This is a genomic window from Pseudoflavonifractor sp., from assembly GCF_050943825.1.
Taxonomy (GTDB): Bacteria; Bacillota; Clostridia; order Oscillospirales; family Oscillospiraceae; genus Pseudoflavonifractor.
Window position 1 is genome coordinate 455,416 of the sequence record NZ_JBMNPX010000001.1, and the last position, 16,711, is coordinate 472,126.

At 62.7% G+C, this 16,711-nt stretch carries 13 protein-coding genes; 3 read left to right on the forward strand and 10 right to left on the reverse strand.

All coding sequences use genetic code 11. The annotated features are described in order from the left end of the window. Window positions 1-20: 20 nt before the first annotated feature. The 4 genes from ACOX7T_RS02085 to ACOX7T_RS02100 all read right to left on the reverse strand — a co-directional run bounded on the left by ACOX7T_RS02085 (window position 21) and on the right by ACOX7T_RS02100 (window position 8,014). Window positions 21-527, reverse strand: coding sequence for a flavin reductase family protein (locus tag ACOX7T_RS02085; RefSeq protein ID WP_433439429.1), 507 nt, complete (start codon window positions 525-527; stop codon window positions 21-23). Window positions 528-657: 130 nt separating this feature from the next. Continuing rightward, window positions 658-861, reverse strand: a complete 204-nt coding sequence (gene rpmE / locus ACOX7T_RS02090) for a 50S ribosomal protein L31 (protein WP_006572889.1) — start codon at window positions 859-861, stop codon at window positions 658-660. A gap of 146 nt (window positions 862-1,007) precedes the next feature. Further along, window positions 1,008-4,643, reverse strand: a complete 3,636-nt coding sequence (gene addA / locus ACOX7T_RS02095) for a helicase-exonuclease AddAB subunit AddA (protein ID WP_433439432.1) — start codon at window positions 4,641-4,643, stop codon at window positions 1,008-1,010. A gap of 14 nt (window positions 4,644-4,657) precedes the next feature. Next, window positions 4,658-8,014: a PD-(D/E)XK nuclease family protein gene (locus tag ACOX7T_RS02100; protein WP_433439435.1), complete on the reverse strand. Its 3,357-nt coding sequence runs from the start codon at window positions 8,012-8,014 to the stop codon at window positions 4,658-4,660. Between the two features lie 330 nt (window positions 8,015-8,344). Between ACOX7T_RS02100 and ACOX7T_RS02105 the strand changes: the two genes are divergently transcribed. Then, window positions 8,345-9,373: a hypothetical protein gene (locus tag ACOX7T_RS02105; protein WP_433439437.1), complete on the forward strand. Its 1,029-nt coding sequence runs from the start codon at window positions 8,345-8,347 to the stop codon at window positions 9,371-9,373. A 49-nt stretch (window positions 9,374-9,422) separates the two neighbouring features. On the opposite strand, the gene ACOX7T_RS02110 is transcribed toward ACOX7T_RS02105, so the two are convergent. Further along, the gene (locus ACOX7T_RS02110) at window positions 9,423-9,971 is read right to left on the reverse strand and encodes a TetR/AcrR family transcriptional regulator C-terminal domain-containing protein (protein ID WP_433439439.1); all 549 of its coding nucleotides are present in this window, start codon (window positions 9,969-9,971) and stop codon (window positions 9,423-9,425) included. A gap of 243 nt (window positions 9,972-10,214) precedes the next feature. Beyond that, window positions 10,215-12,092, reverse strand: a complete 1,878-nt coding sequence (locus tag ACOX7T_RS02115) for a DUF4914 family protein (protein WP_433439441.1) — start codon at window positions 12,090-12,092, stop codon at window positions 10,215-10,217. 451 nt (window positions 12,093-12,543) lie between these two features. On the opposite strand from ACOX7T_RS02115, the gene ACOX7T_RS02120 reads away from it, so the two are divergent. Next, window positions 12,544-13,119, forward strand: a complete 576-nt coding sequence (locus tag ACOX7T_RS02120; protein ID WP_433439443.1) for a xanthine phosphoribosyltransferase — start codon at window positions 12,544-12,546, stop codon at window positions 13,117-13,119. A 95-nt stretch (window positions 13,120-13,214) separates the two neighbouring features. Here the strand turns inward: ACOX7T_RS02120 and ACOX7T_RS02125 are convergent, their stop codons facing one another. The 3 genes from ACOX7T_RS02125 to ACOX7T_RS02135 form a co-directional block, all read right to left on the reverse strand. Beyond that, window positions 13,215-13,601, reverse strand: coding sequence for a pyridoxamine 5'-phosphate oxidase family protein (locus ACOX7T_RS02125; RefSeq protein ID WP_433439445.1), 387 nt, complete (start codon window positions 13,599-13,601; stop codon window positions 13,215-13,217). Window positions 13,602-13,694: 93 nt separating this feature from the next. Then, window positions 13,695-14,768 carry a histidinol-phosphate transaminase gene (hisC, locus tag ACOX7T_RS02130; RefSeq protein ID WP_433439447.1) on the reverse strand — a complete coding sequence of 358 codons (1,074 nt, stop codon included), beginning with the start codon at window positions 14,766-14,768 and terminating at the stop codon, window positions 13,695-13,697. Further along, complete coding sequence (locus tag ACOX7T_RS02135) at window positions 14,765-14,959, reverse strand: DUF951 domain-containing protein (protein WP_433439449.1); 195 nt, start codon at window positions 14,957-14,959, stop codon at window positions 14,765-14,767. The genes hisC and ACOX7T_RS02135 overlap by 4 nt, the downstream gene beginning before the upstream one ends. Before the next feature lie 149 nt (window positions 14,960-15,108). On the opposite strand from ACOX7T_RS02135, the gene ACOX7T_RS02140 reads away from it, so the two are divergent. Next, the gene (locus ACOX7T_RS02140) at window positions 15,109-16,050 is read left to right on the forward strand and encodes a S1 RNA-binding domain-containing protein (protein ID WP_433439451.1); all 942 of its coding nucleotides are present in this window, start codon (window positions 15,109-15,111) and stop codon (window positions 16,048-16,050) included. 40 nt (window positions 16,051-16,090) lie between these two features. Here ACOX7T_RS02140 and ACOX7T_RS02145 read toward each other — a convergent pair whose 3' ends face one another. Beyond that, on the reverse strand, window positions 16,091-16,708 hold the full coding sequence (locus tag ACOX7T_RS02145) for a folate family ECF transporter S component (RefSeq protein WP_433439453.1): 618 nt from the start codon (window positions 16,706-16,708) through the stop codon (window positions 16,091-16,093). Between the last annotated feature and the right edge of the window lie 3 nt (window positions 16,709-16,711).

Consider the following 16,711-nt stretch of genomic DNA (forward strand, 5'->3'; position numbering starts at 1 on the left):
GTCAGTCCGGCGTTTTTCTCTTATTCCCGCACCAGGCACTCCACGATCTCACCCACATAGGTGACGTGGAAATCCCCGCCGGGGTAGTTCTTCTCAATCAGGCTCTTGTCCAGGAAGCAGCTCTCGTCCATGGCCTGGCGGAACAGCTTCCGGCACACCAGCACCAGCTCAGCCTGCTCAAAATAGGGGGCGCTGCCCTCGCCGGCGGCCACGGTGAAGCCGCACTCGGCCACCTTGTCCACCTCACGGCCGCTCTTGCTGCCGCACAGGGCCAGCGCCTTGCGATACTCCTCGCCGAAGAAGGCCAGGGTGAAGTACTCCTCCCGGTCCACAAACTCCTTGGTGTACCGCTGGGGCCGGATGTAACAGGTGGCCACGCACTTGTTCCAGAGAATCCCCAGGCCGCCCCAGCTGGCGGTCATGGTGTTGCAGCGCTCGGGCGTACCGGCGGTGATGAGCATCCACTGGTCATGGATCATGGAGAACACGTTCTTGTCCAGGGTCTTGGGGTCAATCTTCTTAAACATGCGGTTCCCTCCTGTTATTTATCATGCGCTTTTATTCTATGCGGAACCATGCCCGCTGTCTACAAATATCCGGTCAGGATACAAAAAAGCCCGTACCGGTACCGGTACGGGCTCTTTGACCAAATCCAGCTTACTTGTCCAGGCCGAACTTCTTGTTGAAGCGGCTGACACGTCCGCCAGTATCCACCATCTTCTGCTTGCCGGTGAAAAAGGGGTGGCACTTGGAGCAGACTTCGACGCGGATGTCCTGCTTCGTGGAGCCGGTCTCAATCACGTTGCCGCAGGCGCACTTGATGGTAGTCTGCTGATAGTTGGGATGGATGCCTTCCTTCATGCTGGTTCACCTCTTTCTCTTCGGAGGATAGGCGCAAGGACACACGTCCTCACAACGCATTTGATATCATAGCACTCTTCTTCAGAAAATGCAACTATTTTTTTCAAATTTATCATTTCTTTTTTCCAGGGACAGAAGGTGCACGATCATACCTCTACCGCCTGGTCCAGGGCGAAGAACCACAGAGCCCGGCGGACCACCCGTTTGCCGGTCATCTCCTCCAGGGCGCGGCTGTACGCCGTCAGCTGGGGACGGTATTCCTCCGCCCGCTCCTGAACAGTGCGGCGGGTCACCCGGTCGGTCTTGAAGTCCACCACCGTGATGCCCTCCAACGTCTCAAAGCAGCAGTCCACCACGCCCTGGAGCAGCACCTGCTCCCCTTCCCCGGCGCCGGGACAGTAGTCGGCGGCGGGCACCAGAATGGAGAACTTGAACTCACGCCGCAGAGACACCGACTCCATCATCTCCCGCCCCAGCGGGGACCGGAAGAAGGCGGCGATTTTGGCCGGGTTCACCGCCTCCCCCTGCTCGGGGGTGATGTAGGCTCCCGCCACCAGACGGGCAATCTCTTCCTTCACCTGCTCCTCCGTGCCCGCCCGCTCGAAGTCGATGTACTGCATGACCAGGTGGAGGGCGGTGCCCTTCTGGGCCGGGGTGAGGCCGAACTCCTCTTCTGCAAACCGGGGACGGCGCAGGGTGCTCCGCTTGCCAGCGGGGACGGCGGCCGGTTCCTCCGGCTCACCCTGGGGCAGCGGGAACTCCGCCCCGGACTCCTGGGCGGCCTCCCGGTCCAGCTCCCGACCCTTGAGCTGGGTGGCGGTCAGCTTGGAGGGAATCTCCACGTCTCCGGCGTAGGGGTACCGCCAGGTGAGCACGCCGGTCAAATCCCCCACCGACTTTTCCTCAACATCCTCGGGCAGAACAGCGGCCTTCCGCTCCGGCGGCTGGAGCAGGTCGCTGCCGTCCACCCAGCGGATGTCCCAGTCCGGCCCCAGCTCCGCCGCCGCAATGGGCAGCGGGTAGTCAGCCGCCCGCCGGATGGCCACAGCGTCCGGCCTGGTGAGCACCGGCAGCAGCACCCACTGGCCCACCGACTGACAGCCGGAGAGCACCTGGGGATCGGCGGGGTACTCGGCGTCCTCGGCCAGCTTCCGCAGGTCAGCCGCCCCCCGGGTGAGGGCGCAGGAGAGAATCAGCTTCTCCTTTGCCCGGGTCATGGCCACGTAGAGCAGACGCAGCTCCTCGGCCATCATCTCATACTCCAGCTGTCGGGCTACCGCACGCCGGGCCAGGGTGGGATACTCAATCATCCGCTCGGTGTCCAGCCGCTTGGGGCCCACGCCCAACTGGGGGTGGAAGAGGATGGGCCGCTGCATGTCGTCCCGGTTGAGCCGCCGGGTAAGCCCCGCCAGCAGAACGATGGGGAACTCCAGGCCCTTGGACTTGTGGATGGAGAGAATGCGCACGCCGCCCCCCTCCCGGGCCGCCTGGGGCGCGGCCAGCTTGCCGCCGTTGTCCCGCAGGCGGGTCAGGTAGGTGAGGAAGCCGAAGAGGCCCTTGTGTCCGGCGGCCTCAAACTGCCGGGCCAGCTCGCACAGGGCCAGCAGGTTCCCCTGCCGCTTCTCCCCCTCGTCCATGGCGCCGAAGATGCCCAGCAGGTTGGTGCGGTCGTAAATCTGCCACAAAAGCTGGTGGCTGTTCCGGTCACCGGACCGGAAACGCAGGTCCTCCAGCTCGGCCAGGAAGGCGGCGCAGTCCGCTCCGCCCTCCTCCGCCCCCTTCACCAAGGCGGCATAGAAGTCCGTGTCCGGCGAGGCGGCACGCAGTACCGCCAGCCGGTCCGCCGTGAAGCCGTACACCGGGGAGCGAAGCACCGAAATCAGGGGCACATCCTGCCGGGGGTTGTCCACAATCTGGAGCAGGGACAGGGCCACCGACACCTCGGTGGTCTCAAAGTAGTCGCCGCCCGCATCTGCCTCCCAGGGGATGTCCCGCTCGCCCAAGGCACGGGCGTAGTGGTGGAGCACCGAGTTGGGAGAGCGGACCAGGATGACCATGTCGCCGTACCCGGCAGGACGGGTGCCCCCCTCGCCGTCGGACACAGGGAAGCCGCCGTCCTTCAGCTCCTTGATGCGCTTGGCCAGGAACCGGGCCTCCAGCAGGTCACGGGGCGTCTTTTCGCTCTTCTCCTCCCCGTCGTCATCCCCACCGCTGGCGGACAGGTCCAGGGCGTCCAGCTCCACGGCGTAGTCCGCCCCATCCGGGTAGGAAGCGCCCGGGTAGAGGGCCTCGTCGGCGGTGTAGTCCATCTCGCCAAAGGAGCGGGACATGATGCCCCGGAAGATGAAGTTTGCCCCCTCCAGCACCTGGGCCCGGGAGCGGAAGTTTTTGGACAGGATAATCCGTCTCGGCTCTCCCTCCTCCGCTGTCTCATAAGGCGTAAAGGTGCGATACTTTTCCAGAAATATGGTGGGGTCAGCCAGGCGGAAGCGGTAGATGGACTGCTTCACGTCGCCCACCATGAACAGATTTTTGCCATCCTGGGAGATGGCGGAGAAGATGGCATTCTGGACGGCGTTGGTGTCCTGGTACTCGTCCACCATAATCTCGTCGTACCGGGCCGACCACTGCTTTGCCAGAGGTGTGGGGCTGCCGTCCTCTCCCACCAGCAGGCGCACCGCCATGTGCTCCAGGTCGGAGAAGTCCAGCACGCCCCGGCGCTCCTTCTCGGCGGCATAGGCCGCCTCAAAGTCCTTCACCAGGGCAAACAGCCCCCGGACAGCGGGGTACACCGCCGCCATGTCGGAGAGCAGTCCGGCGCTGTCGTCGGAGAAACCCTCGGCCAGCTTTTCCAGCCGCTTCTTGCAGCGGTTCCGCACCGACTTGACCCGCTCCGCCGCCTCAGGGCACTCGGTCATCTTCTTCCGCCCCGCCGGGGGGAATGGGATGGGCAGGGCGGCGGCAGCGGCGTCCCACCCCTGGGCCGCCCCGTCCAGGAAGGCCTGGAGCCCGGCCATGGTGGCCGAGATGGTGGGGGCGTAGTTGGCGTCCAGATTGGGGTCACAGGCGCAGTCCTCCAGGGCGCCCGCCATGCGGCTCAGCCAGTACCGCGCCTGAGCGGCGGCGTCCTCCAGCAGCAGCTTGCCCCAGGGGGTCTCCCCCGCGTCGGTCACGCCCTCCAGGGAGAAGGCCGCCCCCTGCTGGTCCAGCCAGGCAGCCGGGTCCGGGTGGCTCTGGACCCGGCCCCGGATGTCCAGCACAATCTGCATCAGGCGGCTGTCGTCCCGTCCGGCGGACATGGTGTCCACCAATTTGGCAAAGTCGCTGTCCGGGGTGATGTCCTCATACTGTCGGTCCATCACCTCGTCCAGGGCGCGCAGCATGAGCACCCCCGCCTCCCCCTCGTCGCACAGGCGGAAATCCGGGTTCACGTCCAGCATGTGGCCGCACTCCCGGAGGAGCTGGGCGCAGAAAGCGTGGACGGTGGAAATCTGAGCCTTGTAGACCAGAGTCTGCTGGCGGCGGAGGTGGCGGTCGGTGGGGTTCCGGGCCAGCCGCTGGGACAGCTCCTCCACAATGCGGGAGCGCAGCTCGGCGGCGGCGGCTTTGGTGTAGGTGATGACCAGGAAGCGGTCGATATCCAGGCCCTCGTGCTCCACCCGGCCCAGCAGCCGCTCCACCAGCACTCTTGTCTTGCCCGAGCCGGCGGCGGCGGACACCAGCAAGGCTCCGCCCCGGTTGTTCACCACGGCGGCCTGCTGCTCTGTCAGCTGAAAGGCCATAACAATTCCCCCTCTTACTTGTTGTCCGTCTGTCCGCCGCCCTCCTGCTCCTCCACTCTGGCCCAGAACTCCCCGGCACTCACCGTGGGCAGCCAGCGGCGGCGGTCGGAGCCTCTGCCCTCCTCAAAGTGGCAGGCAACGGCGTAGTCGCAGTATTGGCAGGCGTTTTTCTCCGGCCCCTTCCAGAAGGGGTCGGCGGCGATGTTTCCGGCGGCAATTTCACCGCCGATGTCCCGGAGCACCCGCTGGATGTGCCGCTCCAGACGGCCCAGCCGCTCGGCGGACACCAGGGCGTCGCCGGTGATAGCCCCCGTACGGGAGGACACCTTCACCGGCAGGAAGCGGATGCCCTCCGGGCCGGGGTGCTCCATGGCCTCCAGCACCTCCGGGTCGTCCAGCACCAGACCACGGCGGCGCAGCTCCTTGTCCACCGCCTGACGGCGGGCCGCCTCGGTCATGGTGCGGCTGCCGGCGATGACCGCATCCCGGGCAGGCAGGTAGAGCACCCCCGCCGGGTCTATCTCATGTCCGCCGAACAGGTCCTTGCCCTCCTTCTGGAGAGTGAAGAGGTAGAGCAGCATCTGAAGGCCCATGCCGTTCCACACGTCGGTCAGGTCAAAGGATTTGCGGCCGGTCTTGTAGTCCACCACCCGCAGGTTCAGGCGGCCGTCCTTCACCCAGCCGTCCACCCGGTCCACAAAACCGGAGATGCTGATGGTGACGCCGTCTACCTCCAGCTCCACCGGGGGCAGATCCTTCCCCGAGCCGAAGCCCAGCTCAAAGGCGATGGGCTTGAAGTCGGAGGCGGACAGCTCCTCGGCCACGTTGCGCACCACCGCCCGCACCGGCTTGAGCAGCCGCTGAAACAGGTAGCGGAACCGGGGCGTCTCCTCGGCCAGGCCGCCCAGTTCCTCTTTGATATAGCGCTCCACAATCTCATCGGTGAGGGCGTCCAGCTTGTCACCGTCCACGCCCCCATTCTCATCCCGCCACTCCTCGCTCTGGAACACGTGCTCCAGCACGTAGTGGACAAAGGTGCCGTACTCAGGCGCCTGGAAGCCCGCCTTCTTCCGGGGCTCCGCCTTCAGGCCGTACTGCATGAAGTAGGAGAAGTGACAGGACTTGTACTTGTCCATCCGGGAGGCCGACATGGGCACCCGGCTGCCGTAGAGGGCGTCCACGGCGACACGGGACAATTTGCCCCGGGTGAGCCCGGCGGCCTGCTCCATCCGCTCCACCAGGGGGGCGTACTCCGGCATGGCCCGCAGAGCCTGCGCCGCCTCCGGGTACCGCCCCGCCAGCTCCAGCGCGGGCCGTGGGGCGGACAGCCGGAAGGCTCCGTCCAGTTCCGCCTCTGTGACCGGGCGCAGGGCCGGAAACAGCCCCCGCAGCCGGGGAGTCAGGAAGGCGGGCCGCTGCTCCTCCCCGCCGCTGCCCATGGCCGCCCAGCTCACCGACAGCCGCTCTCCCGCCAAGGCGCAGGTCTCGTAGACGATGGTCAGCTCACGGTTCAGCTTTTCGGTGAGGGTGGGGGCCAGCTCCAGGCCGTAGGAGGCCAGCAGGGAGCGGTCGTCGTCGTTGAGCAGTCCGGGGGACGGGGCGGCCTGGGGGATGGCCCCGTCGTCCGCCCCCAGGAGGAACACCGCCCTGCAGTGCTTGTGGGCCAGACGGGGCATCTCGCCGGCGGTGACCCGGTCCAGGGACACGGGGATGGCGCCCACGTCGTACTGGGAGAGCACCAGGGAGAAGAGCCGGGCAAACTCGTCGCCCTCCATGGGGGTGTCCCCCACAATCTGGGCGCATTGCTCCAGGGCGTTGCACAGGATGTCCCACAGCTGGCTGTACTCCTGGGCCAGAGCGGGCTCTCCCCGCTCCTGGAGGGCGGCGGTCCGCTCCTCCAGCCGCTCGGGCAGGCCGATGCGCTCCAGGAAGGCGTACAGGGCCTTGGTGTGGCCCAGGCCGGTGTGGTCCGGGTTCTTCCGCAGCTCCTCCAGGGGCGCGATGACCTGCCGCCGGACGGCGTTGAGCCGTGCCAGCAGGACCTCGTCCTCCGGCCTGACGGGCAGGCCGTACCCCTTGGGGTGCATGGTCCAGTCCCCCTTCTGGGTCCAGCGGCTCCCCCGCAGGTCCCACTTGAGAGCGTAGTTCTCCAGCAGGTCCCGGTCCTCCTCAGAGATGCCGGTGAGACCAGTCTTGAGGTAGCGGAACAGGTCGTCGTACTGATAATCTCCCGCCACCGCAGCCAGAGCGGAGGTGATGAGGGCCAGGATGGGCTTTTGGAGGATGTCGCTCATTTTGGCCAGGAATACAGGCACGCCGTACCGGGCAAAGATGGTCTCGATGAGCTCGCCGTACCCCTCCATGCTGCGGGCGGTGACGGCGATATCCCGGAACCGGTAGCCCTCCTCCCGCACCAGCCGGAGGATCTCCCCGGCGGTGTACTCCACCTCGGCGTAGGGGCTGCCCGCCTTGAAGAGGGAGATATGGACCGGCTTGCCCGCCCAGGGTGTCTCGGGTGCGTCAAAGAGATGTGCCTCCAGAAAGGCCAGCTCCTCCGGGCCTTCCTTGGCCCGTTCCTCCTGCACCTCCGTCCGGGCGGGGACGCCGTTCTCACGGGCCAGACGCAGCAGGCTGCGGGCCGTGCGGCGGGCGGGCGCGAAGATACCCGCGCTGTCCCGCTGGTCGTCCAGACTGTCGCAGGTCAGGGCCACCGTCACCGAATTGGCCTGCTTGAGCAGCGCCTTGATGACCAGGGTCTCCTGGGGTGTGAAGTCGGTGAACCCGTCCAGGTACACGTCCATCCCCTTTGCCCAGCCGCTCTTCTCCAGTCCCTCGGCCAGACGGGTCACCCGGTCCCGGGGGTCGGCAGCACGGCGTGCTGTGAGGGCCTCGTAGGCTCCGTAGATGAGGGACAGGTCCAGCAGCTTGTCCCCCTCGGGGCCGTCGGCCTCCTCCCCCGCCGTCCACAGGTGCTTGGGCGTGACACAGCAGCTCTTCAGCTCGTCCACCGTGGCGATGAGGCCGGAGAGAAACTCCGGCTTCCGGGAGGGACGGCCGTACACCTTCAGCTCTCCCGCCACCGCCTGGAGGGCGGCGTACATCAGCAGCAGCCGTCCGCCCGTGTCCAGGGTGGGGGCGGCCAGTCCGCCGGTGACGGTGAACACACGGCCCGCCATGCGGGTAAAGGAGAGCACCTCGGCGTACCGGGACACCCGGTTCCCCCCGATGGCGCACAGGCGGCGCTCCATGTCGTGGGAGTGCTGCTCCGGCACCACCAGCACCTGGGGCCGGACGCCTCCGCTCTCCCCGATGCGCCGGAGCATGGCCGTGGTTTTTCCGCTCCCCGAGCGGCCCAGCAGCAAATTCAGCATATGTCCCTCTCTCCTCTCGTCTGGGCTTGCAGAGATGATGATACTATGACGGCAAAGCTGGAATGGTATATTGCCAGGTTTTTCGGTTGCCCCGCAAGGGGCGAGAAAAACGGCTAAACACAAAGTATAATAGCCGCTTTGCGGCTATTATACCATCGTCTGCTCCCGCCCGCCAGTGACAGAACACGGAAAACTCCGGACCGGGTCAATTTGGGACATTTGTATGGTTTTGTCCCTTCTCACGGGATGGCATCGGTATTATGATAAAAATAATAATATGATACGCATGTGCGGTCTTTACTCAGGCCGCACTAAAGGGAGGCACTTCAGTTGAAGCGCGAAGCAGTTACCAGAACCATTCTGGATACCATTGTGGACCGCGCCATCCGGGATATCGGCGAGGACCCTCAGCGCAGCCTGCGCAAGCTGGTGGATATGGGGCAGATGTTCGCCAAGGGTCCCTTTCAAAAGCGTTATATCGGTATTATTCAGCAGATGCTGGAGAATGGGGGAAGTCCTTATTACGACCTGGTCCAGGACACCGTCCGGCATACCGACCGGACAGGCCTGCGGACCTTTGGTATCAACGTGGGCTGGCAGAGCTGGACGGTTGGTGCCAGGCAGATCCGGTCTGTGGAATCCTGTGAGGGGTACGATATTCCTTGGTCCGTCACCTTCCGGCTGGAGGAGGCGGAGCCTTCCCAGCGCGCCAATTATTTCCGGCTGCTGGACGAAGGGAGAGGCCTGGGGATTTACACCTACTTTCTTCACTGCGGTGCCTCAGACCACGCCATAGAAATCGCATTGGATTTGGCCCGGCAGGCACCTGAGTGCGCCTTTCCTCTCTTTCTCTCCCCCGGACTGGTGGAGTCCTGGATGGACAGGCTCTCTTCACTTCCCAACCTGCTGATACTGCTGGACACGGGCTGTGAGGATTGGCAGGCAGCCGCCGCTCTGCTGCGGAAAGCCCGCCGCTTTTTCGGCTACTTTATCCGCTGCGACAGCACAGACTGCGCCGACAGAGTGCTCTCCGGCGCCTGGGTTCAGTCCCTGCTGGGCCACGGCGGCTCCATGGCGTTCTGCCTGCCGGAGGAGTGCTGTCCCGACGCCGTTATCTCCCGTCTCCACACCTATGTGGAGACAGCCAGGAGCGGCCAGAAGCAGCCGCTTATGCTGCTGGACTACTATCAGGACATTCTGCTGGTGGACGGTATTATCTCTGAAAGTCCCCGATACCTGGAGCTTTTTCCGGACGGACAGGCTGCTGCATACACGGACGGCTGTAAAGAATCTCTGCCTGTCTTGTCCCCGCAGCAGTCCCTCGCCGATTTCTTCCGCAATAATTTTCCCCGGGCATAATAAAGCGGCCTGCCGGACAGGATTTCTCCGGCAGGCCGCTGTTTTTATTTTAGTTTTCTTCTCTGCTTTTCGGGTCCAGGCGGCTGAGTCCCTGTGCCAGATTTTTCAGCCGGGCTACATACTCCTCCGCGGGCATAGGTGTACCTTTGGTGAGCCAGCGGATGATGGAGGCCAGCACCGCGTCGCTGAAGAACACAGAGAAAAACTCCTCGTCCTCCCGGTTGGAAAACAGTTCCTGGGCAATGGAGTACATCACCGGCGTAATCACCTCAGTGAAATGATCCCGAAAGGAGTTCTGCCCCTCCACCGCCAGAGCAGCCCGGTAAAAGCCCTGTTCCTCATAAAAATACCGGCACATTCCGCCCAAAATTCCAAAACCGTTCTTATACCCGCCCTTCTGGATGACCTCAATAAATTCTGTGTCAAAAATCCAGTTGACCAGATCGTACTTGTCGCGGAAATGATAGTAGAAGCTCTTGCGGCTCATGCCGCAGGCCTCGCAGATCTCCCCCACGCTGATTTTGGCGAAAGGATATTGGGCCATCAATTTCTTCATTGTCTTGGCCAGTGCCCGCTTGGTAAGGCTGGAATCCGGCATGAACGCTCCTCCTTCCACCTGTGCCCGTCTTCTTCAGATTCAGAGTATTTTAAAAAACTATACCACTCAGCTTGGGGAAAATCAAGCGTTCCGGCCTCTGCCAATAGCTTTCCCTCAAGGCACAATGCCCTCGCATACCGTCCTTCTATGGGAAAAAGGGAACCGAAATGGTTCCCTTTTTCCCGCACTTATACTTCATTCTCCAACATAACAGGCGGTATTTCTCGCCATGTCTATGCTTTATTACTCCAGACCCAGGGGAATGATCTTGCAGTAGTCCTCGATGGAGCCCCGCTTCTTGAAGCACTCCAGAATCTGCTTGCCCACCGGATGGAGCTCCTCCACGTCGTAGACAGCCAGTTCCTTCTCAAAGAACTTGTAGAGGATCTCAGCGCCCTTGTCGTAGGCCTCCTCACCCAGCAGCTCCTGGGTCTCAGGACGGAGGAACTTGCTGGAGATCCGCTGGCCGTCCACCTTCATCTCCTTCAGATCATAGCCCAGGAGAGGGCAGCGGGCAGCCACCAGGCGGTCCATCTTCATGTTCACGCCGCCGCGGCGGGCCAGGTACTCACGGGCAATCCACTCGGCGGCAAAGCCCACCTTATAGATACCGATGTGCTGGTTGGGGATGAGGACGTAACGGGTGGCAGTGCAGGCCAGGATCTGCTCCAGCAGCAGGTTGGCCTGCTTGACCCGCAGGCCGGTGGCAAAGGGCCAGTAGGAGCCCACGCCCTCGCTGGCCAGTCCGGAGCCGCTGGCGGCGATGCTGGGGTTGTTGAAGCCCCGGGGCGCCACCAGGCGCCACAGCCATGCCAGAGCGGGCGGGATGATGTGCATCAGGCCCATAATGCCGTAGGTAGGCTTCTTGGCGGTGCAGGGAGGCATACGCACGCCGAAGGAGCGCACATCCACCTCCACGGGGGACCAGACAACGTTGGGAATCATCCGGCGGGGGATGATGACCCGGGGATTGGGGCAGGTCTTGCCGTTGGAGTCCAGGGTGTGCTCCCACAGCAGGCAGGTGGCACGGGGCACGCCGTCGATGTTGAAGAACACCAGGGGCTCCTTGCTGTGGATGGAGATGTTTTCATAGAGGGGGTCGCTGCCGTACTTGGTGATGCCGTCCACACGGACGAACCAGCCGTCCTCGCCGTCGGCCACGGCCAGCTTGCCGTTGCTCTTCTGGAAGGAGGGATGGCAGATAGCCATGTCGTCGGTAACGGGCTCGATGGTACAGGTATCGCTCATGCTGATGTACCGCTCGTCGCCGGTGATGGTGCTCACGCCCAGCAGCACACGGCCGTCGGAGCCGCGCTGCACATCCTGAAGCAGCTCGCTCTTGCCGCCGCCGGAGGCGCCCTCGTGCATCATGACCATCTCATTCTCATAGGGGGTGATGATACGGGCGGCACTGGCGTGGGCGGTGACCCAGCCCTCCTGCTCGCCGATGTCCAGCAGGACGCTGTAAATGCCCTTCTTGGCGGAAGGGCCGGGATACAGGTTATAGGAGAAGATCTCATGGAGATCGGGCTGGCGGCGGTGGACCACCACCTGCTTACCCTTGAAGTGGGTGTGCCGGAAGGGCGGCGCCACATACACCACGGCCCGGGGCTTGAAATGCTCCACAGTCTTCATGTCCACAAAGGCCTGGAGCTGGGACAGGGTAAAGGCAAAGAAGGCGGCGTTCCGGGGGCAGACCAGGATGGAGTCATACCCGTACTGATAGCCGCCCGCCTTGAAGGGCACCAGAATCAGCTCCTGCCGGGTGAGCCACTGGAAGGTCTCCTCCCGCAGCTCGGAAAAATCATAGCCATAGACGTCGGCAAAGCGGGGCTTGTCGGTGGGACCGTCGTCTGCAATGCGCATGCTGTCCGGGTCGCGGCGGCGCATGTAGTCCTCGGCAAAGTTGACGGCGGCGCCATTTCTGCAGCGCACCACATCCGCTTCCTTCACATTTTTGCCGTTGACCTCGTAGAGCACCTCAATCTTGTCCGTGTGCTTGTTGCCGAAAATCAGCTCAAACAGCACTTCCTTGCTCTCCGGAATGATAACGCTGGGGCTGTTGTAGATGATATTCTGCAGCTCCTGCGGAAGTGTGAATTTCTCAAACAAAACGTTCATTAAGCGCTCCTCACTTTCTCCCGCCCGGCCCACCGGGCACGCGACGCGTATATGAATTACTTTACCGTGAAACAAGCGCTTTGTCAATATGCAAAATTGCGACAAGCAGGAAATCAACTTGCATTTTCCCTATCATAACCTCCACCTTAACCTTTCCCACCTCTTTCCCCGGTTTTTCCGCCTGTCCACCGGGATAGCGCAGATGGGCCCGGTTGTTCCGCCCCGGCGGCCGCCGCGCCGCAAAGCCTCCCCTTCTTGCAGGGAACGGCGTCTGATATTTCAAAAATTTCGCATTTCGGAGGGTATGCGCCCTCCTTCCTCCACCTACGCTCTTGCAGTTTTCTTCGCTTTCGTCTATAATAAATAATATCTGTTACAGCAGCTGCCCGACAGCTGTATAAAACTGTCTGAACGCCGCCCGGGGAGAACGGGCGCATGGAAAGGAAAGAACATGGACGTTCTGAAACGCCGGCTCCTCAACGACGCTGAAGTCGGAGAGGGCAGCATCATCCGGGTGGATATGTTCCTCAACCACTGCATGGACATGGATCTGATTGAGCATGTGGGCAATGCCCTGGCCAAGCGCTTCCGGGGCGAGAAGATCACCAAGGTGCTCACTGCCGAGAGCTCAGGCATTGCGGTCGCCTGCTTTGTGGGCCGGGCGCTGGATGTGCCGGTAATTTACGCAAAGAAGTTTCAGACCGGCTATATCGATCCCGACGTCTACTCCGCCGAAACCCACTCCTTCTCACTTGAGAAGTCCTACACCCTGCGGGTTTCCCGCCGCTATCTGGAGGAGGACGACCGGGTGCTGCTGGTGGATGATATTCTGGCCAACGGCCAGGCCATTCTGGGTCTGGCGGAGATTGTCTCCAAGGCCAGGGCCGAGGTGGCCGGTGTGGCGGTGGCCATTGAGAAGGCCATGCAGGACGGCGGCAAGGTTTTGCGCCGCATGGGTCTCCGGGTGGAGGCACTGGCCCGCGTGGAGCGGGTGGAGAACGGAAAAATCATCCTGGCTGACGACTGACCGCCCTGATGCGGACAGAATTGAAAACGGGAGCGGCCCGGGCAAATGCCCGGGCCGCTCCCGTTTCTGCTTTTTCGTTTCCCGCGCCGGATGCCTTACAGCTCCTTCTTGTTGTCCGGCCCGGGCGTAGTGACAATGACCTTCTCCGGGGTGATGACCAGCGCGCCCTTGACGGTCATGGCGCCGTGGAACACCGCCATGGCCTTCTCCCGGAAGGCGTCCACCACCGGCCCCTCGGTCTGGTAGACGGCGGTTCCTTTGACCTGATACCCCTCCGAGGTCTTGGGGTCATAGGCGGAGACGGCGATTTTTCCGTTGGCCAGCACGTTTTTCACCGTGGTGTCCATCATCACGTCGCCCACCACCAGCAGGCCCTCCTCCGTGACGTCCTTGAAGCCCACCGGTACCACATTGGGCACATCAGCGCAGGTGGCCACGCTCCACGCATTGGCCTTGAGTACCTTTACCACATTTTCCGTCATAGGAATCCCTCCGTTTCTGCAATATTGGATTTTCTCCATTATATCGCCTTTTTCCGTCTTTGGAAAGGCCGGAGGGAAAATTTCCCCTTCTGTTCAGTTCCTGGGGAACTGCTTGAGCAGCTCCTCCATAACCTGGCAGAAGGTCTCCATCTCCTCGTCCGTGCCGATGGACACCCGCAGACAGTTGGAGATGCGGGGCTTGTCCCACCAGCGCACCAGAATGCCCTGCTCACGCAGGCCGTCCAGCAGTGCCTTGGCAGGGGCGTGCTCATGGGAGATGAAGAGGAAATTGGCGGCCGAGTCGTAGACCCGGAAGCCCATCTGCTTCAGGCGGCAGGCGGTGACCTCCCGGGTGTTGCTCACCTTGGCCACCACACAGCGGAAATAGTCGTCGTCCTGGATGGCCGCCATCGCGCCAGCCTGCGCCAGCCGGTCCACGGTGTAGGAGTTGAAGGAGTTTTTCACGCAGTTGATGGCGGCAATCAGGTCGGCGCTGCCCATGGCGTAGCCCACCCGCAGTCCGGCCAGGGACCGGGACTTGGACAGGGTGCGTACCACCACCAGGTTGGGGCAGATATCCAGCAGCGCCACCGCCGAGTGAGCGCCGAAGTCCACATAGGCCTCGTCCACCATCACCACCGCCTCCGGGTTGGCGTCGGCAATCTTCCGGATGGCGTGGAGGGGCAGATCACGGCCGGTGGGGGCGTTGGGATTGGCAATCACCACGCCGCCGTTATTGCCCAGGAACTGCTCCACCGGCACGCCGAAGTTCTCATCCAGGGGAATCTCCCGGTAGTCCAGGCCGAAGAGCTGGGCGTAGACGGGGTAGAAACTGTATGTAATGTCAGGGAACACAATGGCCTTCCCCGGAGAGAAGAAGGCGTAGAAGCACATGGCCAGCACCTCGTCGGAGCCGTTGCCCACGAAAATCCGGTCCGGGGTCAGGCCGTGGTAAGAGGCAATGGTCTCCCGCAGGGCAGTACACTCCGGATCGGGGTAGAGCCGCAGCGGGCTGCCCGCCTCCTGCCGGATGGCCTCCGTCACCATGGCGGAGGGGGGATAGGGGTTCTCATTGGTGTTCAGCTTGATAAACTTCCGGTCCCTGGGCTGCTCACCCGGCGTATAGGGCACCAGGTCCTGAATCCGTTGGCTCCACAGTTCCTTCATGTCTCTTCCTCCCCGGTACGCAGAATCTTTCTGATATTTTTCTCCGCCTTGCTGCGGGGAATCATCAGCTCATGGCCGCAGCCCTGACAGCGCAGCTTGAAGTCCATTCCCACCCGCAGCACCTGCCAGTGCTTGCTGCCGCAGGGGTGCTCCTTTTTCAGCTCCAGTACGTCGCCCACCCGTACATCCATGGAAATTCCTCCTGTCCAGCCCCGGCCGGCTGAAATAGAATTGACTGTATTTCTATATTATAAGTTTCTTTCCCTTTCTCTGTCAATTCGCAGAGCCAAACCGCATATAGTGGCCTATCGGGAAAAATCTCCGCTGCGGCCGAAAGGATTTGGTGAAATTGACAACTCTGTTTCCGCCTGAAGGGCGGCTGCTGCACACTGAGGAGAATCGGGCCCTCTGCGCCACAAAGGCGGGGCTTATCCGGGCCATGGAGGGACGGCGGGTGCTGGAGGGAAAGGCCGTCCTCTGCGACGCCGGGCACAACCTGACTGTATCGTTAGGTCCCTTTACAGGCTACATTCCGCGGGAGGAGGCGGCGCTGGGTATCGCCGAGGGCCGCACAAGGGAAATCGCCATTCTCTCCCGTGTCGGGAAGCCTGTTTCCTTTACAGTTGAGGCGGTGGAACAGGAAGAAGGTCTGCTTCGCCCCCGTCTCTCCCGCCGGGCCGCCCAGGCCATGGCGCTGGAGCATCTGATGGACACCCTGGAACCCGGTATGGTCCTCCCCGCCACCGTGTCCCATCTGGAGCCCTTCGGCGCCTTTGTGGACATCGGCTGCGGTGTGCCGTCCATGATCAGCATTGAGCACATCTCGGTCTCCCGGATCCCCCACCCGGACCGGCGCTTCACTGTGGGCCAGGAAATTTTCGCTGTGGTACTGGAGACCTGCCCGGAACTGGGACGGGTCATTCTCTCCCACCGTGAGCTGCTGGGCAACTGGCAGGAAAATGCCGCACGCTTCTCCGCCGGCATGACCGTCCCCGGCTATGTGCGGGGTATCAAGGACTACGGCATCTTTGTAGAGCTTGCCCCCAACCTCTCCGGTCTGGCCGAGCCCAGAGGGGACCTGCACGAGGGGGACCGGGTGTCGGTGTACATCAAGGCCATCTTCCCCGACCGGATGAAAATCAAGCTGCTGGTCATTGAGAAGCTGCCGCCGGAGGGTCCCCAGCCCCTGACTTACTTCCTGCCCTCCAGCGGGCGGCTGGACCGCTGGAGCTATGCCCCCGAGGGCTGCTGCAAGACAGGGGCCGAGACTGTATTCCGATAAAAGCAAAGGGAGGATGCCGGGGCATCCTCCCTTTTTTGATTCAGATCAGCGCCAGACGCCGCTCGGCCTGGTTGGGCAGAGCGCCCATCCGGTAGAGCACCGGCACCAGCGCGCCGAAGAGCACCACCAGCATGAGGGTCTGAACGGGGAGCATCAGGGTGTTCTTGATCATGCTGTTGGTCATGTAGTAGATGTAGCCCTTGCTGTACAGAATCGCGCTCCACAGGCTGCCCAGGAACACGTTGAGAATGTTGGTGCACAGCTTGGCCAGGAAAATCCGCAGCACAGTCACCCGGGCGCGGTAGAGGAACAGGGCGTAGATGAAGGTGCCCAGCATGGTGGTGAGCATATAACCCGGGAAATAGGGGTCGCCGCTGGAGGAGAGGAAGAAGGACAGAGTGTCCTCGGCGGCACCGAACACCAGAGCGGTCACCGGGCCGCACACCAGGGCGCACAGGGACCGGGCCAGGAAGCCGAAGCTGATTTTCAGTCCCGCGTAGATGGGGATGGAGAACTTGGAGAGGACGATGCAGGCGGCGATCATCAGCGCGGCGAACACCAGGCTGCGCAGACTGCGGAAGTCATCCACAGCGCAGCGCCAGTAGGCGGCGGAGAAGGGCGTTTTGAACATGGTACGGTTCTTGTTGAGTACGGGCATAAA

Excerpts from the sequence above, each read along its gene's own strand:
- ACOX7T_RS02145 (WP_433439453.1), bottom strand. The coding sequence starts at position 16,708 with ATGCCCGTACTCAACAAGAACCGTACCATGTTCAAAACGCCCTTCTCC.
- ACOX7T_RS02110 (WP_433439439.1), bottom strand. The coding sequence starts at position 9,971 with ATGCCGGATTCCAGCCTTACCAAGCGGGCACTGGCCAAGACAATGAAG.
- ACOX7T_RS02125 (WP_433439445.1), bottom strand. The coding sequence starts at position 13,601 with ATGACGGAAAATGTGGTAAAGGTACTCAAGGCCAATGCGTGGAGCGTG.
- addA (WP_433439432.1), bottom strand. The coding sequence starts at position 4,643 with ATGGCCTTTCAGCTGACAGAGCAGCAGGCCGCCGTGGTGAACAACCGG.
- ACOX7T_RS02135 (WP_433439449.1), bottom strand. The coding sequence starts at position 14,959 with ATGGATGTACGGGTGGGCGACGTACTGGAGCTGAAAAAGGAGCACCCC.
- hisC (WP_433439447.1), bottom strand. The coding sequence starts at position 14,768 with ATGAAGGAACTGTGGAGCCAACGGATTCAGGACCTGGTGCCCTATACG.
- ACOX7T_RS02115 (WP_433439441.1), bottom strand. The coding sequence starts at position 12,092 with ATGAACGTTTTGTTTGAGAAATTCACACTTCCGCAGGAGCTGCAGAAT.
- rpmE (WP_006572889.1), bottom strand. The coding sequence starts at position 861 with ATGAAGGAAGGCATCCATCCCAACTATCAGCAGACTACCATCAAGTGC.
- ACOX7T_RS02120 (WP_433439443.1), top strand. The coding sequence starts at position 12,544 with ATGGACGTTCTGAAACGCCGGCTCCTCAACGACGCTGAAGTCGGAGAG.
- ACOX7T_RS02085 (WP_433439429.1), bottom strand. The coding sequence starts at position 527 with ATGTTTAAGAAGATTGACCCCAAGACCCTGGACAAGAACGTGTTCTCC.
- ACOX7T_RS02100 (WP_433439435.1), bottom strand. The coding sequence starts at position 8,014 with ATGCTGAATTTGCTGCTGGGCCGCTCGGGGAGCGGAAAAACCACGGCC.